The organism is Paracoccus albicereus, from assembly GCF_024359525.1.
Lineage (GTDB): Bacteria > Pseudomonadota > Alphaproteobacteria > Rhodobacterales > Rhodobacteraceae > Paracoccus > Paracoccus albicereus.
In genome coordinates this window covers 43,951-69,014 of the sequence record NZ_JAKZEU010000006.1, presented here as the reverse complement: position 1 = coordinate 69,014, position 25,064 = coordinate 43,951, and the positions used below count along the sequence as shown (strand labels likewise).

Here is a 25,064-nt window from a genome sequence, read left to right as displayed (position 1 = left end):
GCGCGTTAGCCGACCTCCTAAGACGCCATCGACGCCGTCGCGATCATTCGCGACGGCGTTCTTTTGTTTCCAGATTATGCCTCGCCAAGATCGATTCTTGTTCGCTCGTTTTTCACTGCCTCTGCCGGCGGGGCACCATTCGACGCTTGCGGACGATAACTGAGGTGCCCAGCCTCCACTCGATTCTCTTTTAACATCAATCCTATGAGTGAAGTATCGCCAAAAAAGAAAGACATTTACCCCCTGCAACAAGCCGACTAGATTGCATGCGATGGATGAGGGGGCGCCATCGTTGGCTAAGGCTCGTGTTTGGCGTCCGGAACACAGAGAGGGAGGTCTGCGATGACGGACACGGTCGCCAAGCACGCGATACCGGAGGGGTTCGAAAACGCCCGCGCCAAGGCCGACGATTATGCGCGGCTCTATGCGGAGTCGATCGACGATCCCGACGGGTTCTGGTCGCGCGAGGCGAAGCGGATCGACTGGATCAAGCCTTTCACCAAGGTCAAGAACACCGATTTCACGTTCGGCAATGTTAGCATCAAGTGGTTCGAAGATGGACAGCTGAACGTCTCGGTCAACTGTATCGATCGCCATCTTGAAAGCCGCGGCGACCAGACGGCGATCATCTGGGAGCCGGACGACCCCCAGAACGATCACAAGCACATCACCTATCGTGAACTGTCCGAGCAGGTGAACCGGATGGCGAACGTGCTGCGCGATCAGGGCGTGGCCAAGGGCGACCGCGTTGTCCTGTATCTACCGATGATCCCCGAGGCAGCCTATGCGATGCTTGCCTGCGCGCGGATCGGTGCGATCCATTCGATCGTCTTCGCGGGCTTTTCGCCGGACGCGCTGGCCAACCGCATCAACGATTCCGGCGCCAACATCCTGATCACGGCCGATCAAGCGCCGCGCGGCGGAAAGGCCACGGCCCTGAAGTCGAATGCGGACGCGGCGCTGCTGCGCTGTTCGGACCGGGTGAAGTGCCTTGTGGTGAAACATACCGGCGGCCAGACGACCTGGACCGAAGGACGCGACATCGACCTGACCGCGCTGATGAACGAGGCGTCGACAGAATGCGAGCCAGAGGCGATGGGGGCCGAGGATCCGCTGTTCGTGCTGTATACATCCGGTTCGACAGGACGGCCGAAAGGCGTCGTCCATACGACCGGCGGTTATCTGGTCTATGCCGCGATGACGCATGAATACGTCTTCGACTACCATGACGGCGACATCTACTGGTGCACCGCCGACGTGGGTTGGGTCACGGGGCACAGCTATATCGTCTATGGCCCGCTGGCCAACGGTGCGACCACGCTGATGTTCGAGGGGGTGCCGACATTCCCCGATGCTGGCCGCTTCTGGGAGGTCTGCGCCAAGCACAAGGTCAACCAGTTTTACACCGCACCCACGGCGATCCGCGCACTGATGGGCAAGGGCACCGAGTTCGTCGAAAAGCACGACCTGTCCAGTCTGAAGGTTCTGGGCACCGTGGGTGAGCCGATCAACCCCGAGGCCTGGAACTGGTACGACACGAATATCGGCAAGGGCCGCTGCCCGATCGTCGATACCTGGTGGCAGACCGAAACCGGGGGGCACATGATCACCTCGTTGCCGGGTGCCATCGAGACGAAGCCCGGTTCGGCCACGCTGCCGTTCTTCGGCGTCAAGCCGGTCATTCTGGACGCCGAATCCGCAAAGGTTCAGGAGGGCGATCCCGCCGAGGGCGTGCTCTGCATCGCCGACAGCTGGCCGGGGCAGATGCGCACGGTCTGGGGCGATCACCAACGCTTCATGGAGACGTATTTCCAGCAATATCCGGGCTACTACTTTACCGGCGACGGCTGCCGTCGCGACGAGGATGGCTATTACTGGATCACCGGCCGTGTGGACGATGTCATCAACGTCTCGGGCCACCGGATGGGAACGGCAGAGGTCGAGAGCGCGCTGGTCGCCCATGAAAAGGTCGCCGAAGCCGCGGTCGTCGGATATCCGCATCCGGTCAAGGGGCAGGGCATCTACGCCTATGTCACGCTGATGGGCGGAGTCGAGCCCAGCGAGGAGTTGCGCGCCGATCTGGAAAAATGGGTGCGGACCGAAATCGGCCCCATCGCCAAGCCCGACCTGATCCAGTGGGCACCCGGAATGCCCAAAACCCGGTCCGGCAAGATCATGCGCCGCATCCTGCGCAAGATCGCGGAGGACGATTATAGTAGCCTTGGCGACACATCGACGCTGGCCGAACCCGAAGTCGTCGATGATTTGATTGCAAACCGCATGAATCGCGGGAAGTAATTTTATTACCCGCTTGCGTCAGCAAGCGGGTCCAGCGCCCCGGCACGCCGCCGGTGACCGGGGCGGACATCATAAAAGCGGCGGAACCGGGAGGGAAATGTCCGACAAGGGAGGGAACCGAGGGACATGAACACGAAAACATCTGACCGCATGGGCTACTGGCGGGCCAATGTCAGGGTCATCTGGATCTGCCTCGCCATCTGGGCGCTGGTGTCCTACGGCTTCGCCATCATCCTTCGCCCGCTTCTGTCGGGGATCAAGATCGGAGGCACGGACCTTGGCTTCTGGTTCGCGCAGCAAGGCTCGATCCTGGTCTTCATCGTGCTGATCTTCTTTTACGCCGCGCGGATGAACAAGATTGACCGCGACTACGGCGTGGAAGAGTAGGGAGTACGAAACATGAGCCAGTATTCCCTTAACCTGATCTTCATCGGCCTCAGCTTCGCGCTGTATATTGGCATCGCCATCTGGGCCCGTGCGGGATCGACCTCGGAATTCTATGCAGCCAATCGGTCCGTCGGCCCGGTGATGAACGGGATGGCGACAGCGGCCGACTGGATGTCGGCGGCGTCCTTCATCTCGATGGCCGGTCTGATCGCCTTCACCGGCTACGACAACTCGACCTACCTGATGGGCTGGACCGGCGGCTACGTGCTGCTGGCGCTGCTGCTTGCGCCCTATCTGCGCAAGTTCGGCAAGTTCACCGTGCCCGAGTTCATCGGCGAGCGCTTTTATTCGCGCACCGCGCGGATCATCGCGGTGGTCTGCCTGCTGATCATCTCGATCACCTATGTGATCGGCCAGATGACCGGCGTCGGCGTGACCTTCTCGCGCTATCTGGAGGTGTCGAATTCGACCGGCCTCTGGATCGGTGCGGCGCTGGTCTTCGTCTATGCCGTTCTGGGCGGAATGAAGGGCATCACCTACACGCAGGTGGCACAATATCTGGTCCTGATCGTCGCCTACACGATCCCGGCGGTCTTCATCGCACTGAATCTGACCGGGCACGTGCTGCCGCAGACCGGGCTTTTCGGCTCGCTCAACGGCGGGGGTGAGAAGTTCCTGACCACGCTTGACCGGGTGGTGACCGATCTCGGCTTCACCTCCTACACGGGGCACCACAAGTCGACGCTGGACATGGTGCTGTTCACACTGGCGCTGATGATCGGGACCGCGGGTCTGCCGCACGTGATCATCCGCTTCTTCACGGTGCCGCGCGTGGCGGACGCCCGCAAATCGGCGGGATGGGCGCTGGTCTTCATCGCACTTCTCTACACCGTCGCGCCGGCCGTCGGCTCGATGTCGCGCTTCAACCTGACCACGACGATGTGGCCCGGAGCCGCGACGGGCGAGACCTTCAGTCAGCCGGCCGTGTCGCTGGAAGACATCGAGAACAGCGATCAGCTGGGCTGGATGCGCAACTGGCAGGTGACCGGTCTGCTGAACTGGGAAGACAAGAACGGCGACGGTCTGATCCAGCACTACAACGACGCCGCAACCGACGGTCCGGCGGCGGAAATGGCCGCTTCGCAGGGGCTGCAGGGGAACGAGCTGACCACGGTCAACAACGACATCATGGTTCTCGCCAACCCTGAAATCGCGAACCTGCCCGGCTGGGTCATCGCCATCGTGGCGGCAGGCGGTCTGGCCGCGGCCCTGTCCACGGCGGCAGGCCTGCTGCTCGCCATTTCGGGTGCAGTCAGCCACGACCTGGTGAAGGGTGCGTTCAATCCCAACATCAGCGAAAAGGGCGAACTGCTCGCTGCCCGGATCTCGATGGCGGTGTCGATCCTTGTGGCGACGCTGCTGGGTCTGAACCCGCCGGGCTTCGCAGCGCAGACCGTGGCCTTGGCCTTCGGGCTTGCCGCGTCCTCGATCTTCCCGGTTCTGATGATGGGCATCTTCTCGAAGCGCATCAATCAGCAGGGGGCGATCTGGGGCATGGTCGCGGGCATCGTCTCGACGCTGATCTACGTCTTCATCTACAAGGGTTGGTTCTTCATCGCCGGCACCAACATGCTGGAAGACAACGCGGCAAACTGGCTGTTCGGGATCTCGCCCGCATCCTTCGGGGTGATCGGCGCGATCATCAACTTCGGCGTCGCCTATCTGGTGTCAAACGCAACCGAAGAGCCGCCGGTCGAGGTGCAGGAACTGGTCGAGTCGATCCGCGTGCCCCAGGGTGCTTCGGGCGCGACCGCGATGCACTGACATCGGCATCGGTGACATGACGGGAAAGCCGGCGCGGACCTCGTGCCGGCTTTCGCTTTTCGAACGGACGAGGGGTCAAGATGAGCGGTGTCGGATTGGACATTCTGGGCGTGGTTGCCGTCGGCGTCGGTGCGGCGGCGCTGGTGCTGATCCTGCGCCATTGGGCTGGGCTGTCAGGCCGTGGTCTGCCCGCTTGGCTGATGCCCGCCGCGATCGGGGCCGCGATGCTCGGCTACGCGATATGGAACGATTACACGTGGTATCCGAGGCTGAAGGCGCAGCTGCCCGATACGGTTCAGATCCTCAGCACCGGGGCCGGCGGCAAGGCGTTCCGACCCTGGAGCTTCGTGATCCCCGCCACCACCCGTTTCGCCGCGCTGGACAGGGCGACGGTGCAGCCCGGTGGAGGCGGAGCCCGCGCGCGGGTCTTTCTGGTCGAGCGTTGGCGTCCGACGCTGACCATGCGGATCGTGGCCGATTGCGCGGGCAATCGGCAGGGGCTGGTCGCGGCGAATGGCGATGTCGCCGAATGGCAGCCGCTGGCAGCGGACGATCCCTTACGGGGGTCGTTATGCCCGGCTGCGAAATGATGCTGCCGGGTCGGCTTTCCTCTGCCGCGCATAGGGCCTAGGGTCGCGCTCCGAACGGCAGGAGACAAGCGATGAACCCCGAACTCACGCAATGGAGCGGCCCGCACGGGTTGCCGCGTTTCGATCTGATCGAGGATGCGGATTTCGCCCCCGCCTTCGAGACCGAACTGGCCCGCGCCGAAGCGGCGGTCGAGGCGATCGCGTCCAGCCCCACCTCGCCGACATTCGAGAATACGATCGCAGCGATGGAGATGGCGGAAGAAGGTCTGAACCGTGTCCTTGCGGTTTTCTACACGCTGGCCGGCACCGACTCGAACCCCGCACGGCAGGAACTGGAACGGGATTTCGCCCCCAAGCTTGCCGCTTACGGCAGCAAGGTAGGGATGGACCCGCGGCTTTATGACCGGGTGGCGCAGGTGGCCGAGCATCTGGAGCGGCTGGAGCCCGAGGATCGCCGCGTAACCGAACTGGCGCTGCGCGATCTGAAACGGTCGGGCGCGGGGCTGGGGACCGATGCGCGCAAGCGTATGGCCGAGATCCGTGGCCGGCTGGCGGTCCTAACCACGCAATTCTCGCAGAACGTGCTGACGGATGAGCGCGATTACGTCCTGCCTGTGCCCGATAGCGGTCTGTCGGGTTTGCCTGCGTGGCTTGTGGCGTCGATGCGGGCGGCGGCGCGCGAGCGCGGGCTGACGGGGCAGGTGATCACCCTGAACCGCTCGCTGATTGTGCCGTTCCTGGAACATGCCAGCGACCGTGCCCTGCGTGAAACGGCCTTCACCGCCTGGACCCGGCGCGGCAGCGGAGAGGGCGCGGGCGGCGAGGAAACGAACAACCTGCCGATCCTGACCGAGATCCTGGCCCTGCGCCACGAACGCGCGCAATTGCTGGGCTATGCCGATTTCGCGTCCTACAAGCTGGAACCCGAAATGGCCGGCGACGCGGAAAAGGTCCGCGCGCTTCTGACCGAGGTCTGGGAGGCGGCGATGCGCCGCGCGTCCGACGACGAGGCGAAGCTGACCGAGATGCTGCACGGTGACGGCATCAACGGCGCGCTGGAAGCGTGGGACTGGCGCTATTACGCAGAGCGGCGGCGCAAGGCGGAGCACGATCTGGATGACAGCGCGGTCAAGCCGTATCTGACGCTCGACGCGATGATCGGCGCGGTCTTCGATACCGCGCACCGGTTGTTCGGGCTGGAATTCGATCCGATCAACGCCGCCCTGTGGCGCCCGGATGTGCGGGCTTGGACGATCACGCGGGACGGCAAGCCGATGGCGACGTTCATCGGTGATTTCTTCGCGCGTCCGGGGAAGCGGTCGGGCGCGTGGTGTTCCAGCCTGCAGGTTCAGCACAAGCTGGGTGGTCCTGACGATGCCCGGCCTGCGCCGGGCGGGGGACAGCGCGCGATCGTCGTGAATGTCTGCAACTTCACGCCCCCGGACGAACCGGGCGAGCCAGCCTTCCTGTCCTGGAACGACGCCCACACCCTGTTCCACGAGTTCGGCCACGCGCTGCACCACATCCTGTCGGACGTGACCTGGCCCTCGATCTCGGGGACATCAGTCGCCCGCGATTTCGTCGAGTTGCCGAGCCAGCTTTACGAACACTGGCTGGAGCAGCCGCAGGTGCTCGATGCGCATGCCCGACACTACGAGACGGGCGAAGCGCTGCCCGAGGATCTTCGCAAGCGCATCGTCGCGGCCGACCGTGCCCAGCAGGGTTTCGCGACAACAGAGTATCTGCAATCCGCGCTGGTCGATCTGGACTTCCACTCGGGCGAGCCGCCTGCCGACCCGCTGGCGCGTCAGCGTGCATTGCAGGACAGGCTTGGCGCGCCCGCCGCGATCCCGATGCGTCATGGCACGCCGCATTTCAGCCACGTCTTCTCGGGCGACGGCTATTCCAGTGGATATTATTCCTATCTCTGGTCCGAGGTGATGGACGCCGATGCCTTCGCCGCGTTCGAGGAGGCGGGAGACATCTTCGATCCCAAGACCGCGAAACGGCTGGAAGACACGATCCTGTCGCGTGGCGGATCGGCACCAGCGGACGAACTTTGGACGCGGTTCAGGGAACGGATGCCGGGGGTCGATGCCTTGTTGAAAGGACGCGGCCTGAACTGAGCGCCGCCCAGACAGGGAACGATGACCATGAAGATCACCTATCTCGTTGCTGCCGCGACCCTGGGTCTGGCGGGATGTGCCGTCGCGCCGTCCGACGGAAAGGGCACGCCTCCCGCCGGGATCGCCGCGCTGGCGGGCGACTACAACCTTGCGCGAACCGAATGCGGCCAGCCCAACTCGCTGACCAGCCTGTCGGTCACGGGCGGCAACTTCCGCTTCTACGAATCCAGTTGCACGGTCTCGTCTTACGATCAGACGACGGGCGATGCGGTCCTGGCCTGTACCGGCGAGGGGAGCAACTTCACCCGGAACGTCCGGCTGGAAAGCGCGCCGGGTGAACTTCACATGACGGATGACGGTGTGACGTTGACCTATCTCAGTTGTGCCGCACCCGATGCACAACGGACGATCGATGCGGCAGGCGCCGCCGCACGGTCGGCCGCGATCACCGCTTCCGTGATGTAGCGCTCCTCCGGACTATTCGCGGGTCTCGTCGGGATCGACGCCCCAGATCGTCGTCTTCGGGACCCACCCGCGCTGTCCACCACCCGAGACCCGGCACCAATCTGGCTCGCATTCGCCCAGGCGAAGGATCGCACCCGCCTCGGCACGGGCCACGACATCGGAACCGGTGGCGGGGCGCGCAAGCAACTCGGTCATGTCCTGTTCCACGATCACCGTGCGCACACCGGACAGCAGTGAATAGTGCACCCAGCCCCCGGCGCCGTCGCGATCCTCGACCCGGCGCCAGTGACCGAATTCGGCGACCACCCGCAGCGGCATCCCGGCGTGCCGGAACACCCAATCGATCCGGTGCGACAGGCTGGGGCCACGCCGCGCGTTGCCTTCGCCGCCCTTCAGGCTGACATAGCGGGGCAGGGGCAGATTGGTGATCGCGCCACGGTTGGGATCGGTGCGTCGTGTGATCTGCGCATCGGCGCTTTGCGCCTGGATCAGCTGTGCTGCCTGCGCTTCGGGGGTCATGCCGGGATCCTGCGCCGCGGCAGGACCCGACCAAAGCACCGCCATCACAGCCCATGCGAACGCAGTGGCGCACGGCGCCAGCCCGTTGAGTTTGTTCATGTCCTGCCCGCTCGTCGTCTTTTTCTTGGCGATCGCGACCTTGGTGCCGTCCCGTCTGTCGGGGACTTGTGCCGGTCGCACATCACGGGCAGTTTGCCATAAGCGCTTTGCCAATGAAAGCGTGCCACCGCACGGCCGACAGCTAGAAGAGGTTCGTTCATGCCCCCATCCGCCTCGCCCTCTTCGCGGCTGCGTGTCGCGGTGACACGCCGCCTGCCCGAGACGGTCGAGACGCGAATGAAGGAGCTGTTTGACGTCGCCTTGAACGAAACCGACGCGAAGATGTCGCGCGATGAAATCGTGGCGGCCATGCGCGGCGCCGACATTCTTGTGCCGACCGTGACCGACCAGATCGACGCGAACATGCTGGCGCAGGCGGGCGACCGTCTGAAACTGATCGCGAATTACGGCGCGGGCGTGGACCATATCGACGTTCAATCCGCCCGCCAGCGTGGCGTCCTGGTCAGCAATACACCGGGCGTGGTCACCGAGGACACGGCCGACATGACGATGGCGCTGATCCTCGCCGTGACCCGCCGCATTCCCGAGGGTCTGGCTGAGATGCAGGCAGGCCGCTGGGGCGGCTGGTCACCGACCGCGCATCTGGGCGGACGCGTCGGCGGGCGGCGTCTGGGTATCCTTGGGATGGGCCGGATCGGGCAGGCGGTCGCGCGGCGGGCCAACGTGTTCGGCATGCAGGTCCATTACCACAACCGCAAGCGCCTCCGCCCCGAGATCGAGACGGACCTGTCCGCGACCTACTGGGAAAGCCTGGACCAGATGCTGGCGCGGATGGATATCATCAGCGTCAACGCGCCGCATACGCCGTCGACATTCCATCTGCTGAACGCCCGGCGGCTGAAGCTGATGAAACCCTCGGCCGTCGTCGTGAACACCTCACGTGGAGAGGTGATCGACGAGAACGCCCTGACCCGGATGCTGCGCGCGGGCGAAATCGCGGGCGCCGGCCTCGACGTCTTCGAGCACGGACACGAGATCAATCCCCGCCTGCGCGAACTGCCGAACGTGGTCCTTCTGCCGCATATGGGCAGCGCCACGATCGAGGGCCGCGCCGAGATGGGCGAGAAGGTCATCATCAACATCAAGACCTTCGCCGACGGCCACCGCCCCCCGGATCTGGTTCTTCCGTCGATGCTCTAGCCCAGCACGCGGCCCTTCGTTTCGGTCTTCACCAGCATCAACGCCACCGCGCCCGCGACGAGGCAGGCGGCGAACATGCCGATGGCGAGACCAAAGCCCTGTTCGACGACGCGCGCCACGATGGTCGGTGCGGCCAGGCCGCCCAGGCGGGCCATTGCGCTTGCGGTGCCCATGCCGGTGCCGCGCAGGCGGGTGGGATAAAGCTCTGGGGTGAAGGCATAGAGCGCGCCCCAGGTACCCAGCAGCGCGAAGCTCATCAGCAGCATCGAGGTCGCGATCAGGATCGGCGAATAGGTCAGCGTGAACAGGAAACATCCGGCCGCCGACAGGATCAGGAAGGCCTGCAGCGTCGGCTTGCGACCGTACCGCTCGACCCCCCAGGCGGCCAGCGCGTAGCCCGGGATCTGGGCCAGTGCGACGAGGACAAGGAAGCCGTAGCCGCGCACGAAGCCGAAGCCCTCGCTGGCCAGCCGCAGCGGCATCCAGATGAAGATGCCATAGTAGGAAACTGACACCAGCAGCCAGACCAGCAGAATGGCGATCGTGCGCGAACGAAGGATCGGGGCGAAGATACCGCCCTTTTCGACGCCCTTGTCCGGGGCGGGCAGGATCAGACGCGCGTCGTCAGGCAGGCGCTCGGCCCCGTTTTCTGCCAGAACCGCGTTCATCACCTCGCGCGCGTCGGGCTCGCGGCGGCGGCGCAGCAGGTACATCGGCGATTCCGGCACCCAGAGGCGCAGGAAGATTCCGATGACCGCGGGCACGGCCGCGACGAAATAGATCACGCGCCACGCTTCCTTGATGCCCATGCTGGATGCGATCCAGGCGGTCAGGGCGATGACGATGGTGCCAACGGCCCAGAAGCCTTCCAGGAAGACCAGCCAGCGGCCACGGTTTTTCGGCGGCAGGAATTCGGCCATCATCGCGTAATCGACGGGCAGGGTGCCGCCCACCGCCGCGCCGGTCAGGAACCGCAGGATCAGCAGCAGTTCGAAATTGCCGGCGAAGGCCGAGGCGATGCCGAATATGGCGTCGCAGGCCACCGTCAGCATCAGCACGTTGCGACGCCCGATCCGGTCGGCCAGTCGACCGAAAAGCCAGGCGCCCGCGAACATGCCCAGAAAGAAGATCGTGCCGGTCTGCAATGCTTCGGGAATGGACAGCCCGAAGGTCGAGGCGAGCGATGCGGCGGCGAAGCCCACGGCGATGACCTGCATCGCGTCCGCCGCCCAGACGAGCCCGAAGATGCCCAGCAGACGCTTCTGGAACGCCCCCGCACCGCCGCGCGTCAGCGCTTCGTCGATGGTCAGTTGCATGGGCTGTCCTTCCATTTGTCGTCAGAGGTCGCTTTCGGTCGCAAACCGTCGCGCCGAACTTTCGCGATCAGGCGCGCTCTGGCAAGAGAGTTGCGTGAAATATGAGGGGCATGCGCCATGAAAACCCATGTAAAGGCCTTGGTTGTCGGCGGCGGCGCGGTGGGATGCGGCATCGCCTACCATCTTGCCAAGGCAGGCTGGGACACGATGCTGGTTGAACGCGACGAGTTGACCGCGGGCTCGACCTGGCACGCGGCGGGGCTGCTGCCCCTGTTCAACATGGGTTACGCGACCGGGCACATCCACGATTACTCGGTCAAACTGTATGCCCGGCTGGAAGAAGAAACCGGCCTGAACGCCGGCTTTACCCGCTGTGGCAACCTGCGCATGGCCCAGACCGATGCGCGGATGGACGAATACAAGCTGTATTCCTCGACCGCCGAGACGATCGGGATCGAGCACGAATTCCTGACGCCGCAGCAGATCAAGGACCGCTGGCCGCTGGTCCGGACCGAGGATCTGAAGGGCGCGCTGTTCCACCCGACCGACGGCTACATCAACCCCGCCGACGTAACGCAGGCCATGGCCAAGGGCGCGCGGATGGCGGGCGCCACGCTGGAGCGCAAGATCCAGGTCAACGGCTATCGTTGGACCGGAGAGGAATGGATCGTCACCTGCGAGCGGATGGTCGATCGCGGCGGCAACCTGGTCGGCGCGGGCGAGACGTTCGAGATCCATGCCGAGCATGTCGTCACCGCGACCGGCAACCACGCGCAGCGGACCGCGCGGCTTCTGGGCATCAAGATCCCCGCGATCCCGGTCGAGCACCAATACATCGTGACGGATCGCGACCCGGCCCTGGCCGCCTTTCGCGCTGAAGGCCACCCCGAACATCCGGTCCTGCGCGACGCCGATGCGAAATGGTATGTGCGCGAGGAACGCGGCGGCTGGATTCTCGGCCCCTATGAGGACGGCGCCCCCGCGCGCTTCCCCTATGAGGTGCCGGCAGGCTTCCGCGCCGACCTGTTCCCCCTGGACCTGGAGCGGATCGAGGAGGAATACATGTCCTTCATCCACCGCATCCCCTCGTCCGAGGAAGTCGGCCTCAAGGACGATTTCAACGGCCCGATCTGCTACACCCCCGATGGCAACCCGTTGGTCGGCCCGGCGCCCGGCCTGCGCAACATGTGGCTGGCGGAAGGGTTCAGCTTCGGGATCACCGCGGCGGGCGGCATTGGCCACTACCTGACCCAGATGATGACCGAGGGCGAGGCCGAGATCGACATGGCGAGCCTCGACCCCAAGCGGTTCGGGCGCTGGATGACCACGGAATATGCCGCGCGCAAGAACGAGGAAGCCTACGCCAACGTCTTCGTGCTGCATCACCCCGACGAGGAACGAGAGGCCTGCCGTCCGCTGCGCACCGCACCCGCCTATGACCGCCAGATTGCGGCGGGCGCGCAGATGGGTCAGGTGAACGGATGGGAACGGCCGAACTATTACGCGCCGCAGGGTTTCAGCGATCACGATTCCCGCAGCTTCCGCCGCGGCGGCTGGTGGCAATACGCGCGTGACGAGGCGCAGGCGCTGCGAGAGACGGCGGGCCTGATCGACGCTTCGGCCTTTGCCAAGCACGAGGTTTCGGGACCCGGCGCGACGCAATTCCTCGACTGGTTCACCACCAACAAGCTTCCCAAGGTCGGTCGCATCAACCTGACCTACGCGCTGACCGAAACCGGCACGACGCGGACGGAATACACGATCGTGCGGCTGGCCGAAGACCGCTACTACCTGATCTCCGCCGGTGCCTGGGCGGACTATGACAGCGACTACCTGCGCAAGATGGCCGAAGAGATGGGCGGTGAATTCGGCGCGGTCGACATCCACGATGTGACCAACCAGTGGGGTGTCTTCGCCTTGGCCGGTCCGAACAGCCGCGCGATCCTCGCCGACCTGATCCGCGATGCCGAGCCCGAGACGGCGTTGTCGAACAAGCGGTTTCCGTGGCTTTCGATGCGCGAGATCGAACTGATGATGGCGCCGGTCCGTGCGATTCGCGTGGCTTACACGGGCGAACTCGGCTGGGAACTGCATCATCCGATCGAATTCGGGCGCTACCTGTGGGATCTGCTGATCAAGGCGGGCGAGAAGCACGGGCTGAAGCTGGTCGGTGCGCGGGCGCAGAACTGGCTGCGGCAGGAGAAAAGCTATCGTGCCTTCGGAACCGAGCTGGGCCGCGACGCGACACCGCTGGAGGCCGGGCTGGACCGCTTCGTCGATCTGGACAAGGATTTCAACGGCAAGGCGGCGATGCAGGACAAGGGTATCCGCAGCCTTTGCGTGACGCTGCTGATCGACGGGCCCGACGATGCCGATCCCTGGGGTCGTGAAGGGCTTTTCGCCAATGGCGAGCGGGTCGGGCGCCTGACTTCGGGCGGATATTCGGTGGGATTCGGCAAGCAGATCGGCATGGGCTATGTCCGCCCCGATCTGGCGACACCGGGCACGAAGCTGAAGGTTCGGATGCTGGGCAACCTTTACGATGCCGAAGTGGCCGAGGATTCGCCCTATGATCCCACCAATGCGCGTATCCGGGTGGACGGCTGACGCCGTCCATTGCAGGAGCTGATGCCAAACAAAAAGGCCGGACCCGTGAAGGTCCGGCCTTTTTGTTTTGGAGCGGGCGATGAGATTCGAACTCACGACCCTAACCTTGGCAAGGTTATGCTCTACCCCTGAGCTACGCCCGCACTCCGTCCCGATGGCCTCAGCCGCCGGTGGAGGGTGATGTATGAAAGTCCGGCGGAAGGCGCAAGCGAAAAGTCGGAAATTTTCCGACTGGCGAGCGTCGGGTCGCTGACGCATGATCGCGAGACGGATGGAGGCGGAATGAAAAGCGGCGACGTGCTTGGCGAATTCGTGCGGCAGGCACTGGCGGAGGGGCGCGACCGGGCCGATGTCACCGCCGCGCTGACGGATGCCGGCTGGTCGGCGCGCGAGATCGAGGGGGCGCTGGACCGCTGGGCCGTCTCTCCGGGCCTGCCGCCGGTGCCACGGCCGTCGGCCTATGTATCGGCACGGGAAGCGTTGCTTTACGGGCTTCTGTTCATCGCGCTGGCCAACGTCGTCATCTACACCGTGATGCTGGGTTTCGGGATCATCAATCGGCTTCTGCCCGACCCGACAGAGATCTATTATTCGGGGCAGGGGGTCCTGCGCTGGCCCATCGCGGCGCTGATCGCGTTCCTGCCGCTGTTTTTGTACCTGAACCACCGGGCCAACCGGCGTGGTGACGATCAGGCCGCGCGGCAGCGTTCCTTGGTGCGGCGCTGGATCGCCTCGCTGGTGACGCTGATCGCGATTCTCGCGCTGGTCTGCGATCTGGTGACCGTGCTCTATGTGTTCCTGAACGGTGACCTGTCGTCGCGCTTCATCGCCAAGGTCGCGCTGGTCGCGATAGAGGGAGCGCTGGTGCTGGCCTATTGCCGGGAGGAGTTGGATGGCTAGGGCCGCGCAGGGATGGGCGACTGCGGCGATCTCCGCCCTTGCGGTGGTTGCCATCGCAGGCGGCATCATGATTGCAGGCGGTCCGGCACAGGGCCGCGCTGAGCGGCGTGACGACCAGCGGCGCGTCGATCTGAGCGAGATCGAGAACCAGCTTCGCTGCCTGTCGATGGAAGCACGCGCCTTCGTCACCGATCCGACCGCGACCGAATCCTGTCCGGACATCCCGCAACGGGCCGATCGCCAGACCGGCGAAGCCTACCGGATCGAGCCGATTGACGACGAGAACCTGCGGCTTTGCGCGACGTTCGAAACTGCGCCTGATCGGGCTAGGGGTCCGTTCAATCGCGAATTCGACGATCAGGGATGCCGCGTCGTCAACATCCCCGAGGCCATGTACCGCGACGGCGGCTGACGGCCAGCATCTGCCACGGCGCACTGCTGTCAGCGATCACTCGGCCGCCTTCACCCGCGCGTGGTTCAGCATCGGGGCGAGGTAGTGCCCGGTATGGCTGGCCTCGACGCCGGCCACATCCTCGGGCGTGCCGGTGGCCACGATCCTGCCGCCGCCATCGCCGCCCTCGGGGCCGATGTCGATGATCCAATCAGCGGTCTTGATGACGTCCAGATTGTGTTCGATCACGATCACCGTGTTGCCCTGATCGACCAGCTCGTGCAGCACCTCCAGCAGCTTGCGCACATCCTCGAAATGCAGGCCGGTCGTCGGCTCGTCGAGGATGTAGAGCGTGCGGCCCGTGGACCTGCGCGACAACTCTTTCGACAGCTTCACGCGCTGCGCTTCGCCGCCCGACAGCGTCGTCGCCTGCTGGCCGACCTTGATATAGCCAAGGCCCACCTGCATCAGCGCATCCATCTTTTCACGGATCGACGGTACCGCGGCGAAAAAGGACTGCGCGTCTTCGACCGTCATATCAAGAACGTCGGCTATGCTCTTGCCCTTGAACTGGATCTCCAGCGTCTCGCGGTTGTAGCGCTTGCCCTTGCAGGTCTCGCATTCGACATAGACGTCAGGCAGGAAATGCATCTCGATCTTGATGACGCCGTCACCCTGGCAAGCCTCGCAGCGGCCGCCCTTGACGTTGAAGCTGAAGCGGCCGGGTTTGTAGCCTCGTGCCTTCGCCTCGGGCAGACCAGCGAACCAGTCGCGGATTGGGGTGAACGCGCCGGTATAGGTCGCCGGGTTCGAGCGCGGCGTGCGGCCGATCGGACGCTGGTCGATGTCGATGACCTTGTCCAGATGCTCAAGCCCTTTGATCGTCTCGCAGGGGGCGGGGGTCTGTCGGGCGCCGTTCAGCCGCAGGCTCGCCGTCTTGAACAGCGTCTCGATGGTCAGCGTCGACTTGCCACCGCCCGAGACGCCGGCAACACAGACGAACTTGCCCAGCGGAAACTCTGCCGTCACGTCCTTGAGGTTGTTGCCGGTGGCCTTGACCACGGTGACCTTCTTGCCGTTGCCCTTGCGACGCTCGGCAGGCACCGCGATCTCGCGCGCGCCGGACAGATACTGGCCGGTCAGGCTGTCGGGATCGGCCGCGATTTCGTCCGGCGTGCCTTTCGCGACGACGGTGCCGCCATGAACGCCTGCGCCCGGACCCATATCGAAGACATAGTCAGCGTGGCGGATCGCATCCTCGTCATGTTCGACCACAAGCACCGAATTGCCCTGATCGCGCAGGTTCATCAGGGTGCGCAAAAGCCGGTCGTTGTCGCGCTGGTGCAGACCGATCGAGGGTTCGTCGAGGACGTAAAGCACGCCTGTCAGGCCCGAGCCGATCTGGCTGGCCAGCCGGATGCGCTGGCTTTCGCCGCCTGACAGCGTCCCGGCCGCCCGGCTGAGCGTCAGGTAATCGAGACCGACATTGACCAGGAAACCCAGCCGTTCGCGGATTTCCTTCAGGATCGCCTGCGCAATCTCGTTCTTCTGCTTGGACAGCGCGGCCGGCGCTTCCTCGATCCAGGCCAGCGCGTCGCGGATCGACAATTCCACGACCTCGCCGATATGGTTGCCGGCGATCTTGACCGCCAGCGCCTCGGGCTTCAGGCGGTAACCGTTGCAGGCACCGCAGGGGCGGTTGTTCTGATAGCGCTCGAACTCCTCGCGCACCCAGGCGCTGTCGGTTTCGCGCAAACGGCGCTCCATGTTCGGGATCACGCCCTCGAACACGCGGCTGACCTCATAGACGCGGCCGGCATCATCGAAGCGGAACTTGATCTGATCCTTCCCCGACCCGCGCAGGAACATCTGCTGGACGTCTTCGGACAGGTCCTTCCAAGGCGTCTTCTTGTCGAAACCGTAATGCTTGGCCAGCGCGTTGACGGTCTGCGTCAGATAGGCCGATTTCGATTTGGACCAGGGCGCGAGCGCGCCTTTTTCCACCGACAGCGCCGCGTCGGGCACGACCAGCCGTTCGTCAAAGAACAGCTCGACGCCCAGGCCATCGCAGACCGGGCAGGCGCCGAATGGGGCGTTGAACGAAAACAAGCGCGGTTCGATTTCGGGGATCGTGAAGCCCGACACCGGACAGGCGAAGTTTTCGCTGAAGGTGATCCGTTCGGGCTCGGCGCCCTCCTCGGTCGGTGCGGTTTCCAGCACCGCGATGCCGTCGGCCAGGTCCAGCGCGGTTCGGAACGAATCGGCCAGACGGGTTTCCAGCCCCTCGCGCACGACGATCCGGTCGACCACGACATCGATGTTGTGGCGGAACTTCTTGTCCAGCGTCGGCGGCTCGTCCAGATCGTGGAAGGCGCCGTTCACCTTGACGCGCTGGAAACCCTGCTTGCGAAGCTCGATGAATTCCTTGCGGTATTCGCCTTTGCGGTCCCGGACAATCGGCGCCAGCAGGTAGGCGCGGGTCCCTTCCTCCATCGCCATCACGCGGTCGACCATGTCCTGGACCTGCTGCGCCTCGATCGGCAGGCCGGTCGCGGGCGAGAAGGGCGTGCCCGCGCGGGCGAACAGCAGGCGCAGGTAATCGTAGATCTCGGTGACGGTGCCGACGGTCGAGCGGGGGTTCTTGCTGGTCGTCTTCTGTTCGATGCTGATGGCGGGAGACAGGCCGCTGATGTGATCCACATCCGGCTTGCCCATCATGTCGAGGAACTGCCGCGCATAGGCAGACAGGCTTTCGACGTAACGGCGCTGACCTTCAGCGTAGATCGTGTCGAAGGCGAGACTGGACTTGCCGCTGCCAGACAGGCCGGTGATCACCACCAGCTGGTCGCGCGGAATGTCCATATCGACGCTTTTCAGATTGTGTTCGCGCGCGCCGCGAATTTCGATGAACTTCTGTTCCATGGACCGCGCCCCTTCAGGTCAAGCGCATCAGATAGTCACGCAGGTCGAAAACGCAACCGGCGCATGGGAACATATCTAGAACATCCGAACAAGGTTTCTATCGGAAAGTGCCGCCTGATCGTCCTGGCGGCAGCTTGCCGCGCGGCTCAGCCCTTCAGACGAGCCGTTCGCGCTGACGCTTGCGCTGCATTGCGGCATTGCTAGGATGCGACGAACCAGCTTCAGGAGTGGCGCATGTTCAAGAAGATCCTCGTGGCAAACCGCGGAGAGATCGCGATCCGGGTAATGCGTGCCGCAAACGAGCTGGGCAAGCGAACCGTCGCTGTCTACGCGGAAGAGGACAAGCTGGGCCTGCACCGCTTCAAGGCGGACGAGGCATATCGGATCGGCGAAGGACTGGGGCCGGTCGCGGCCTATCTGTCGATCCCGGAAATCATCCGCGTGGCCAAGGAATGCCACGCCGACGCGATCCATCCCGGCTACGGCCTGCTGTCGGAAAATCCCGAATTCGTGGACGCTTGCGACAAGGCGGGCATCACCTTCATCGGCCCGCGGGCCGAAACCATGCGCGCCTTGGGCGACAAGGCCAGCGCGCGCAAGGTCGCGATCGAGGCCGGCGTCCCCGTGATCCCCGCGACCGAGGTGCTGGGTGAGGACTTCGAAGCGATCAAGGCGGAGGCCGCCGAGATCGGTTATCCGCTGATGCTGAAGGCGTCCTGGGGCGGCGGCGGGCGCGGGATGCGTCCGATCAACGGGCCCGAAGAGCTGATCGACAAGGTCCGCGAGGGAAGGCGCGAGGCCGAGGCCGCGTTCGGCAACGGCGAGGGCTATCTGGAAAAGATGATCCTGCGCGCCCGGCACGTCGAGGTGCAGTTGCTTGGCGACACGCATGGCGGACTCTATCACCTTTACGAACGCGACTGCACCGTGCAGCGCCGAAACCAGAAGGTCGTCGAGCGCGCGCCCGCGCCCTATCTGACGGAAGCGCAACGGCAAGAGGTCTGCGGGTTGGCGCTGAAGATCGGGCAGGCGGTCGGCTATGAATGCGCCGGCACGGTCGAGTTCCTGATGGATATGGAAAACGACCAGTTTTACTTCATCGAGGTGAACCCGCGGGTTCAGGTCGAGCATACCGTAACCGAGGAGGTCACCGGGATCGACATCGTCCAATCCCAGATCAAGATCGCCGAAGGCGCGACACTGGCCGAAGCCACCGGTGTCGCCAACCAGGCCGACATTACGCTGTCCGGTCATGCGGTCCAGTGCCGTGTGACGACCGAGGATCCGCAGAACAACTTCATCCCCGACTACGGCCGCATCACCGCCTATCGCAGCGCGACCGGCATGGGCATCCGCCTGGACGGCGGCACCGCCTATGCGGGCGGCGTCATCACCCGCTTCTACGATTCACTGCTGGTGAAGGTCACGGCCTGGGCGCAGACGCCGGACCAGGCGATCAAGCGGATGGACCGCGCCTTGCGCGAATTCCGCGTGCGCGGCGTCAGCACGAACATCGATTTCGTCATCAACCTGCTGAAGCATCCGACCTTTCTGAACGATACCTATACGACCAAGTTCATCGACACGACGCCGGACCTATTCCAGTTCCGCAAGCGCCGCGACCGGGCCACGAAGATCCTGACCTATATCGGCGACGTGACGGTGAACGGACATCCCGAAACAGCGGGGACACCGAAACCGGCCGCCGAGGTAACCCTGCCCGAGCCGCCCGCCCTGCGCGCCGATCCGGCGCCGGGCACGCGCCAGATGCTGGAGGAAAAGGGTGCGCAGGCCGTGGCCGACTGGATGGCCGCGCAGAAGCAGTTGCTGATCACCGACACCACGATGCGTGATGCGCACCAGTCGCTGCTGGCAACGAGGATGCGATCCATCGACATGGTCCGCGTGGCGCCCGCCTATGCCGCGAATCTTCCGCAACTCTTCAGCGTCGAATGCTGGGGCGGTGCGACCTTCGACGTGGCCTATCGCTTCCTTCAGGAATGTCCGTGGCAGCGGTTGCGCGACATCCGCGAGCGCATGCCGAACCTGATGACCCAGATGCTGTTCCGGTCCAGCAACGGTGTCGGCTACACGGTCTATCCCGACAATGTCGTTCGCGCCTTCATCAAGCAGGCGGCGGAAACCGGAATCGACGTGTTCCGGGTGTTCGACGCGCTCAACTGGACCGAGCAGATGCGCGTGGCGATCGACAGCGTGGTCGAAAGCGGCAAGATCTGCGAGGCGTCGATCTGCTACACCGGTGACGTGACCGATCCGGCCCGGTCCAAATACGATCTGAAATACTATGTCGACATGGGCAAGCAGTTGCGCGACGCCGGCGCGCATATCCTGGGCCTGAAGGACATGGCAGGCTTGCTGAAACCGACCGCCGCCGGGATGCTGGTCCGCGCGCTGAAGGAAGAGGTTGGCCTGCCGATCCACTTCCACACCCACGACACCAGCGGGATGGGCGGCGCCTCGATCCTTGCTGCCGCCGCAGCGGGTGTCGATGCGGTCGATTGCGCGATGGACGCGCTGTCGGGCAACACCAGCCAGCCGACGCTGGGTTCGGTGGTCGAGGCGCTGGCGCGCACCGATCGCGACACCGGCCTCGACATCGGTGCGATCCGCGAGATCAGCAATTACTGGGAGCGTGTTCGCGAGAATTACGCGGCGTTCGAGAGCGGCCAGCAATCGCCCGCCTCCGAGGTCTATCTGCACGAGATGCCGGGCGGGCAGTTCACCAACCTCAAGGCTCAGGCCAAGTCGATGGGGCTGGACGATCGCTGGCACGAGGTCGCCCAGACCTATGCCGACGTGAACGCGATGTTCGGCGATATCGTGAAGGTCACGCCGTCCTCGAAGGTGGTGGGCGACATGGCGCTGATGATGGTCAGCCAGGGCCTGACCACCAGGGACGTGCTGGACCCCAAGCGCGACGTCAGCTTCCCCGACAGCGTGATCGACATGATGCGCGGCAAGCTGGGCCAGCCCCCCGGCGGTTGGCCCGAAGCGATCCAGAAACGTATCCTGAAGGGCGAGAAACCGATCGAGGGGCGGCCGGGTGCTCAGCTGAAGCCGGTCGATCTGGAAGCGACCCGGCAGGAGGTCAGCGACGAGCTGGAGGGTCTGGCCGTCGATGACGAGGACCTGAATTCCTACCTGATGTATCCGAAGGTCTATCTCGACTACATGGGGCGGCGCCGCATCTATGGCCCGGTCCGTTCACTGCCGACGCGCACCTTCTTTTACGGGATGGAGCCGGGTGAAGAGATCACGGCCGAGATCGACCCCGGCAAGACGCTGGAAATCCGGCTGCAGGCCGTGGGCGAGACCGATGAATCGGGTGACGCCAAGATTTTCTTCGAATTGAACGGCCAGCCCCGCGTCGTCCGTGTGCCCGACCGCAAGGTGAAGTCCGAAGCGAGCGTGATGCCCAAGGCAGATCCCGCGAACCCCGCCCATATCGGCGCGCCGATGCCGGGTGTCATCGCCTCGGTCGCGGCCAGTGCGGGCGCCAAGGTCGCACAGGGCGACCTGCTTCTGACCATCGAGGCGATGAAGATGGAGAGCGGACTTCACGCCGAGCGCAACGGCACGGTCAAGGCGGTTCACGTCAAGGCCGGCCAGCAGATCGACGCCAAGGACCTGTTGATCGAGATGGAGGACGAGTGAGCGAGGTGCCGCGGAACGCGGGCGTCATCGCACCGCCGCCGCTGATCGTTCTTGCGGCACTGTTCCTCGGCCTCGGGCTTGATTCCGCCATTGGATGGGGCGGCGCTGCACCCGCTGGATGCGCGCCCTCGGCGTCATCACGGGACTCGCGGCGTTCGCGCTCGCCGGGCTTGCCGCGTGGACGATGCACCGCGCGAAGACCGCGATCGAGCCGTGGAAGCCGTCCACCAATCTTGTCACGACCGGGATCTTCGGGCGGACCCGCAATCCCATCTACGTCGGGCTTCTGCTGCTGCTTGCGGGTTTCGGGCTGTGGTTTGGCAGTCCCGGCATCGCGCTGATGTGGCTGGTCGCGGCTTCTGTCCTTCATGTGGGCGTCGTCCGTCGTGAGGAACGCTATCTGCAGACGATCTTCGGACAGGAGTTCCGCGACTACACCGCCCGCGTGCGGCGCTGGCTGTAGCTGGACGCACGCGCGCGCCCGTGCCACAGGTCGCGGTGAAGGAGCCCGCCATGTCCAGCGACACGACCGCCGAACTGCCCGTCATCCGCCTGCGTCCGAAATCCAAGCCGCTGGCAATCCGCCACGGTTTCCCCTGGGTCTATGCCGATGAGGTCGTGCTGGATCGCCGCAGCCGCAGCATTACGCCCGGCAGCTTCGCGGTGCTGGAGGATGCCGAGCGGCGGCCGCTTGCGCTGGTCACGGTGAATCCCGACAGCAAGATCACCGGCCGGGTCATGGACGCCGATCCGAATGCGCGGATCGATCCTGATTGGCTGACCACGTGCCTGTCCCGCGCGTTGGCGCTGCGCGAACGGCTGTTCGATCGGCCCTTCTACCGGTTGGTCCATGCCGAGGCGGATGGGCTGCCCGGCGTGATCATCGACCGTTTCGGCGATCATGCGGTGATCCAGCCGAACGCCGCATGGGCGGATCGCATGGCCGGCGATCTGGCAGCCGCGCTGGTAGCGGTGACGGGCGTCTCGACCGTGATCCTGAACGGGCAGGGGCGGGCGCGCAGTCTTGAAGGGTTGGACGAGCGGATGGAGGTGCTGATTGGGGCCACGCCCGATGCGCCGATCCCGGTGCCGATGAATGGCGCGATCTATCTGGCCGACCTGATGGGTGGGCAGAAGACCGGCCTGTTTTTCGATCAGCGCCCCAACCACGCCTTCGCACAGCGCCTGCATGGCGGCGGCCGGGTGCTGGATGTCTTCAGCCATGTAGGCGGGTTCGGGCTGGCGGCACTCGCCTCGGGCGCGGCGGGCGCCGTCTGCGTCGACGGCAGCGCCGCGGCGCTTGACCTCGCCCGCGGGGGGGCACAGGCGATGGGCATGGCCGAGCGGCTGGAAGCGCGGCAGTCGGACGCGTTCAAGGCGCTGGAGGGCATGGCCACCGATGGCGAGCGCTTCGACTTGGTGATCTGCGACCCGCCCGCTTTCGCGCCCAGCAAGCAGGCACTGGAGGCAGGCTTGCGCGCCTATGAACGCGTTGCGCGTCTGTCCGCGCCGCTGGTCGCGCCGGGCGGTTATCTCGTCCTTTGTTCCTGCAGCCACGCGGCCGACCTGACCGCGTTCCGCAATGCTTCGGCCCGCGGGATCGGTCGCGGCGGACGTCGGGCGCAACTGATCCAGACCGGGCAGGCCGGACCCGACCACCCGGTCCTGCCGCAACTGGCAGAGACCGGCTATCTCAAGGCACTGTTCTTCCGGCTGGACGGATGAAGGCGCTTCTCGACGCCAACGTGCTTTACCCGACCGTGCTGCGCGAGATCCTGATCGGGGTCGCGGCGGCCGGTCTGTACACACCGTCCTGGTCACAGCGGATTCTGGACGAATGGCGCCACGTCGCCGCGCGGCTCGGCCCGGAGGGCGAGACGGTGGCGGGCGCCGAGATCGCCCTGATGGTCGACGCGTTTCCCGAAGCGAAGGTTTCCGACGCAGGTGTCCGCACCGCCGGCTTCGACCTGCCTGACCCCGCCGACGCGCATGTGATCGAGGCGGCGCTGAACGCGGATGCCGATCTGATCGTGACTGCCAATCTGCAGGACTTTCCGCGTCGGGTGATCGCGCCCCTGGGGCTGCGTGCCATCCATCCCGACCCGTTCCTGACCGATCTTTGGGCCGCGCATCCCGATGCGGTCACTGCGGCCGTTGTTGCCGCGCACGCCAAAGCCGAACGACTGGGCGGGGCAATGCCCTTGTCCAACCTGATGAAACGCGCGCGGCTGCCCCGTCTGGGTCGGGCGCTGCGGCGCTGATCCGGGTTGTCGTTAACGCTAACATAGGCTAGAGCAAAGCCGGACAGCGAAGGAGAGTTTGATGGTTTCGCGCGTCATTCCGGTCGATGATTTCGACCTAGTGATCTTCGGCGCCACGGGGGATCTGGCCCATCGCAAGATCCTGCCCGGTCTTTATCGCCGCTTTGTCGCCGGCCAGATTCCGAAGACGGCGCAGATCATCGGCGCGGCACGAACCGAACAGGACGACGACGCCTTCCGCGCCGAGGCCAAGGCCGCAATCGTCGAGTTCGGCAAGGTCGATGAAGGTTCGGATACGCTCGCCGATTTCCTGCGTCATCTGGGTTACGTCTCGATCGACGCCAAGGGCGACGGGGGTTGGGACGAGTTGAAGTCGCGGATGCGCGCGGGCGCGATCCATGCCTTCTACTTCTCGGTCGCGCCCTCGCTTTTCGGCGATCTGGCCGAACATCTCGCCCGCTTCGGGATCGCGGACGACCACACCCGCATCGTCGTCGAGAAACCCTTCGGCCGCGATCTGGCCAGCGCCCATGCATTGAACGCCGTCCTGCGCGAGCACTTCAAGGAAGAGCAGATCTACCGGATCGACCATTATCTTGGGAAGGAGACGGTCCAGAACCTGATGGCCGTGCGCTTCGCCAACATCCTGTTCGAGCCGCTGTGGAAGTCCGAATATGTCGATCACGTCCAGATCACCGTCGCCGAGACGGTGGGCGTGGCCGGGCGCGGCAGCTATTACGACAAGTCCGGCGCGATCCGGGACATGGTCCAGAACCACATGATGCAGCTTCTGTGCCTGATCGCGATGGAGCCGCCCTATCATTTCGACCCCGACGCCGTGCGTGACGAGAAGCTGAAGGTGATCCGCGCGCTTGAGCCGTTGGAGCCCGGCGACATCGTGCGCGGTCAGTATCAGGCGACAGAGGACGCGCCGGGCTATACCGACGATGCCGAGAATCCGGCTTCTCGCACGGAAAGCTATGTCGCGCTGAAGGTCCGCATCTCGAACTGGCGCTGGCAGGGAACGCCCTTCTACCTGCGCACGGGCAAGAAGCTTCGGGCGCGCACGTCCGAGATCGCCATCACCTTCAAGGAGCCGCCGCACTCGATCTTCGACGATGAGGGCGGGCCGAAGGCGAACGAGCTGGTGATCCGCCTGCAACCGAACGAAGGCATGAACCTGAAAGTGATGATCAAGGAGCCGGGTCCGGGCGGGATGCGCCTGACCCAGGTCCCGCTGGACATGTCCTTCGCCGACGCGCTCGGCGACGATGGCACCGACATGCCCGACGCCTACGAACGGCTGATCATGGACGTGATCCGTGGCAACCAGACGCTGTTCATGCGTGGCGACGAGGTCGAGGCGGCCTGGGCGTGGACCGACCCGATCATCGAGGCCTGGGAAGGCTCGAAGATCCGACCCGAACCTTACGATGCTGGATCCTCCGGCCCTGAGGAGGCGTTGCGCCTGATGCACCGCGACAATCGTCGCTGGAGAGAAATACGGGCCTGAGCCAAGGAAG

18 protein-coding genes and 1 tRNA gene are annotated in these 25,064 nt (G+C 64.7%); 15 read left to right on the top strand and 4 right to left on the bottom strand.

Translation table 11 applies throughout. From position 1 onward, the window contains the following. The first annotated feature begins 342 nt into the window (after positions 1–342). The 6 genes from acs to MLD63_RS15565 all read left to right on the top strand — a co-directional run bounded on the left by acs (position 343) and on the right by MLD63_RS15565 (position 7,690). Complete coding sequence (gene acs, locus MLD63_RS15590) at positions 343–2,298, top strand: acetate--CoA ligase (protein WP_255330841.1); 1,956 nt, start codon at positions 343–345, stop codon at positions 2,296–2,298. A gap of 126 nt (positions 2,299–2,424) precedes the next feature. Then, positions 2,425–2,685 carry a DUF4212 domain-containing protein gene (locus tag MLD63_RS15585; RefSeq protein WP_255330840.1) on the top strand — a complete coding sequence of 87 codons (261 nt, stop codon included), beginning with the start codon at positions 2,425–2,427 and terminating at the stop codon, positions 2,683–2,685. Between the two features lie 12 nt (positions 2,686–2,697). Then, entirely contained in the window at positions 2,698–4,509 is a 1,812-nt protein-coding gene (locus MLD63_RS15580) for a sodium:solute symporter family protein (RefSeq protein ID WP_255330839.1), read from the top strand. A gap of 80 nt (positions 4,510–4,589) precedes the next feature. After that, the gene (locus tag MLD63_RS15575) at positions 4,590–5,099 is read left to right on the top strand and encodes a hypothetical protein (RefSeq protein ID WP_255330838.1); all 510 of its coding nucleotides are present in this window, start codon (positions 4,590–4,592) and stop codon (positions 5,097–5,099) included. 71 nt (positions 5,100–5,170) lie between these two features. Next, positions 5,171–7,225, top strand: a complete 2,055-nt coding sequence (locus MLD63_RS15570; protein ID WP_255330837.1) for a M3 family metallopeptidase — start codon at positions 5,171–5,173, stop codon at positions 7,223–7,225. 21 nt (positions 7,226–7,246) lie between these two features. Next, positions 7,247–7,690, top strand: a complete 444-nt coding sequence (locus MLD63_RS15565; RefSeq protein WP_255330836.1) for a hypothetical protein — start codon at positions 7,247–7,249, stop codon at positions 7,688–7,690. A 12-nt stretch (positions 7,691–7,702) separates the two neighbouring features. Here MLD63_RS15565 and MLD63_RS15560 read toward each other — a convergent pair whose 3' ends face one another. After that, positions 7,703–8,308 carry an SH3 domain-containing protein gene (locus MLD63_RS15560; RefSeq protein ID WP_255330835.1) on the bottom strand — a complete coding sequence of 202 codons (606 nt, stop codon included), beginning with the start codon at positions 8,306–8,308 and terminating at the stop codon, positions 7,703–7,705. Between the two features lie 159 nt (positions 8,309–8,467). Here MLD63_RS15560 and MLD63_RS15555 point away from each other — a divergent pair, with 159 nt between their 5' ends. Next, positions 8,468–9,469: a 2-hydroxyacid dehydrogenase gene (locus MLD63_RS15555; RefSeq protein WP_255330834.1), complete on the top strand. Its 1,002-nt coding sequence runs from the start codon at positions 8,468–8,470 to the stop codon at positions 9,467–9,469. On the opposite strand, the gene MLD63_RS15550 is transcribed toward MLD63_RS15555, so the two are convergent. Continuing rightward, positions 9,466–10,785: an MFS transporter gene (locus tag MLD63_RS15550; RefSeq protein WP_255330833.1), complete on the bottom strand. Its 1,320-nt coding sequence runs from the start codon at positions 10,783–10,785 to the stop codon at positions 9,466–9,468. The two genes, MLD63_RS15555 and MLD63_RS15550, sit on opposite strands and share 4 nt — an antisense overlap. 117 nt (positions 10,786–10,902) lie before the next feature. Here MLD63_RS15550 and MLD63_RS15545 point away from each other — a divergent pair, with 117 nt between their 5' ends. Then, a complete protein-coding gene (locus MLD63_RS15545) occupies positions 10,903–13,392 on the top strand; it encodes a GcvT family protein (protein WP_255330832.1) in 2,490 nt (829 codons plus the stop codon). A 68-nt stretch (positions 13,393–13,460) separates the two neighbouring features. Here the strand turns inward: MLD63_RS15545 and MLD63_RS15540 are convergent. Continuing rightward, a tRNA-Gly gene (locus MLD63_RS15540) sits at positions 13,461–13,535 on the bottom strand. Between the two features lie 139 nt (positions 13,536–13,674). On the opposite strand from MLD63_RS15540, the gene MLD63_RS15535 reads away from it, so the two are divergent. Both MLD63_RS15535 and MLD63_RS15530 read left to right on the top strand, forming a co-directional pair. Further along, complete coding sequence (locus MLD63_RS15535) at positions 13,675–14,292, top strand: DUF5671 domain-containing protein (protein ID WP_255330831.1); 618 nt, start codon at positions 13,675–13,677, stop codon at positions 14,290–14,292. After that, positions 14,285–14,704 carry a hypothetical protein gene (locus MLD63_RS15530; protein ID WP_255330830.1) on the top strand — a complete coding sequence of 140 codons (420 nt, stop codon included), beginning with the start codon at positions 14,285–14,287 and terminating at the stop codon, positions 14,702–14,704. Before MLD63_RS15535 ends, MLD63_RS15530 begins: the two co-directional genes overlap by 8 nt. A gap of 36 nt (positions 14,705–14,740) precedes the next feature. On the opposite strand, the gene uvrA is transcribed toward MLD63_RS15530, so the two are convergent. Beyond that, on the bottom strand, positions 14,741–17,605 hold the full coding sequence (uvrA, locus tag MLD63_RS15525) for an excinuclease ABC subunit UvrA (RefSeq protein ID WP_255330829.1): 2,865 nt from the start codon (positions 17,603–17,605) through the stop codon (positions 14,741–14,743). A gap of 234 nt (positions 17,606–17,839) precedes the next feature. Here uvrA and pyc point away from each other — a divergent pair, with 234 nt between their 5' ends. The 5 genes from pyc to zwf all read left to right on the top strand — a co-directional run bounded on the left by pyc (position 17,840) and on the right by zwf (position 25,054). Continuing rightward, complete coding sequence (gene pyc / locus MLD63_RS15520; protein WP_255330828.1) at positions 17,840–21,280, top strand: pyruvate carboxylase; 3,441 nt, start codon at positions 17,840–17,842, stop codon at positions 21,278–21,280. A gap of 118 nt (positions 21,281–21,398) precedes the next feature. Further along, complete coding sequence (locus MLD63_RS15515; protein WP_255330827.1) at positions 21,399–21,743, top strand: methyltransferase family protein; 345 nt, start codon at positions 21,399–21,401, stop codon at positions 21,741–21,743. Between the two features lie 50 nt (positions 21,744–21,793). Further along, positions 21,794–23,005, top strand: a complete 1,212-nt coding sequence (locus tag MLD63_RS15510) for an RSP_2647 family RNA methyltransferase (RefSeq protein ID WP_255330826.1) — start codon at positions 21,794–21,796, stop codon at positions 23,003–23,005. Further along, complete coding sequence (locus tag MLD63_RS15505) at positions 23,002–23,541, top strand: RSP_2648 family PIN domain-containing protein (RefSeq protein ID WP_255330825.1); 540 nt, start codon at positions 23,002–23,004, stop codon at positions 23,539–23,541. Before MLD63_RS15510 ends, MLD63_RS15505 begins: the two co-directional genes overlap by 4 nt. Before the next feature lie 61 nt (positions 23,542–23,602). Further along, complete coding sequence (gene zwf / locus MLD63_RS15500) at positions 23,603–25,054, top strand: glucose-6-phosphate dehydrogenase (RefSeq protein ID WP_255330824.1); 1,452 nt, start codon at positions 23,603–23,605, stop codon at positions 25,052–25,054. The last annotated feature ends 10 nt before the right edge of the window (positions 25,055–25,064 follow it).

Coding starts and splice junctions, on each gene's coding strand:
- pyc (WP_255330828.1), top strand. CDS start 17,840: ATGTTCAAGAAGATCCTCGTGGCAAACCGCGGAGAGATCGCGATCCGG.
- MLD63_RS15515 (WP_255330827.1), top strand. CDS start 21,399: ATGCGCGCCCTCGGCGTCATCACGGGACTCGCGGCGTTCGCGCTCGCC.
- MLD63_RS15510 (WP_255330826.1), top strand. CDS start 21,794: ATGTCCAGCGACACGACCGCCGAACTGCCCGTCATCCGCCTGCGTCCG.
- zwf (WP_255330824.1), top strand. CDS start 23,603: ATGGTTTCGCGCGTCATTCCGGTCGATGATTTCGACCTAGTGATCTTC.
- MLD63_RS15580 (WP_255330839.1), top strand. CDS start 2,698: ATGAGCCAGTATTCCCTTAACCTGATCTTCATCGGCCTCAGCTTCGCG.
- acs (WP_255330841.1), top strand. CDS start 343: ATGACGGACACGGTCGCCAAGCACGCGATACCGGAGGGGTTCGAAAAC.
- MLD63_RS15505 (WP_255330825.1), top strand. CDS start 23,002: ATGAAGGCGCTTCTCGACGCCAACGTGCTTTACCCGACCGTGCTGCGC.
- MLD63_RS15530 (WP_255330830.1), top strand. CDS start 14,285: ATGGCTAGGGCCGCGCAGGGATGGGCGACTGCGGCGATCTCCGCCCTT.
- MLD63_RS15535 (WP_255330831.1), top strand. CDS start 13,675: ATGAAAAGCGGCGACGTGCTTGGCGAATTCGTGCGGCAGGCACTGGCG.
- uvrA (WP_255330829.1), bottom strand. CDS start 17,605: ATGGAACAGAAGTTCATCGAAATTCGCGGCGCGCGCGAACACAATCTG.
- MLD63_RS15550 (WP_255330833.1), bottom strand. CDS start 10,785: ATGCAACTGACCATCGACGAAGCGCTGACGCGCGGCGGTGCGGGGGCG.
- MLD63_RS15575 (WP_255330838.1), top strand. CDS start 4,590: ATGAGCGGTGTCGGATTGGACATTCTGGGCGTGGTTGCCGTCGGCGTC.
- MLD63_RS15545 (WP_255330832.1), top strand. CDS start 10,903: ATGAAAACCCATGTAAAGGCCTTGGTTGTCGGCGGCGGCGCGGTGGGA.
- MLD63_RS15570 (WP_255330837.1), top strand. CDS start 5,171: ATGAACCCCGAACTCACGCAATGGAGCGGCCCGCACGGGTTGCCGCGT.
- MLD63_RS15585 (WP_255330840.1), top strand. CDS start 2,425: ATGAACACGAAAACATCTGACCGCATGGGCTACTGGCGGGCCAATGTC.
- MLD63_RS15565 (WP_255330836.1), top strand. CDS start 7,247: ATGACCATGAAGATCACCTATCTCGTTGCTGCCGCGACCCTGGGTCTG.
- MLD63_RS15555 (WP_255330834.1), top strand. CDS start 8,468: ATGCCCCCATCCGCCTCGCCCTCTTCGCGGCTGCGTGTCGCGGTGACA.
- MLD63_RS15560 (WP_255330835.1), bottom strand. CDS start 8,308: ATGAACAAACTCAACGGGCTGGCGCCGTGCGCCACTGCGTTCGCATGG.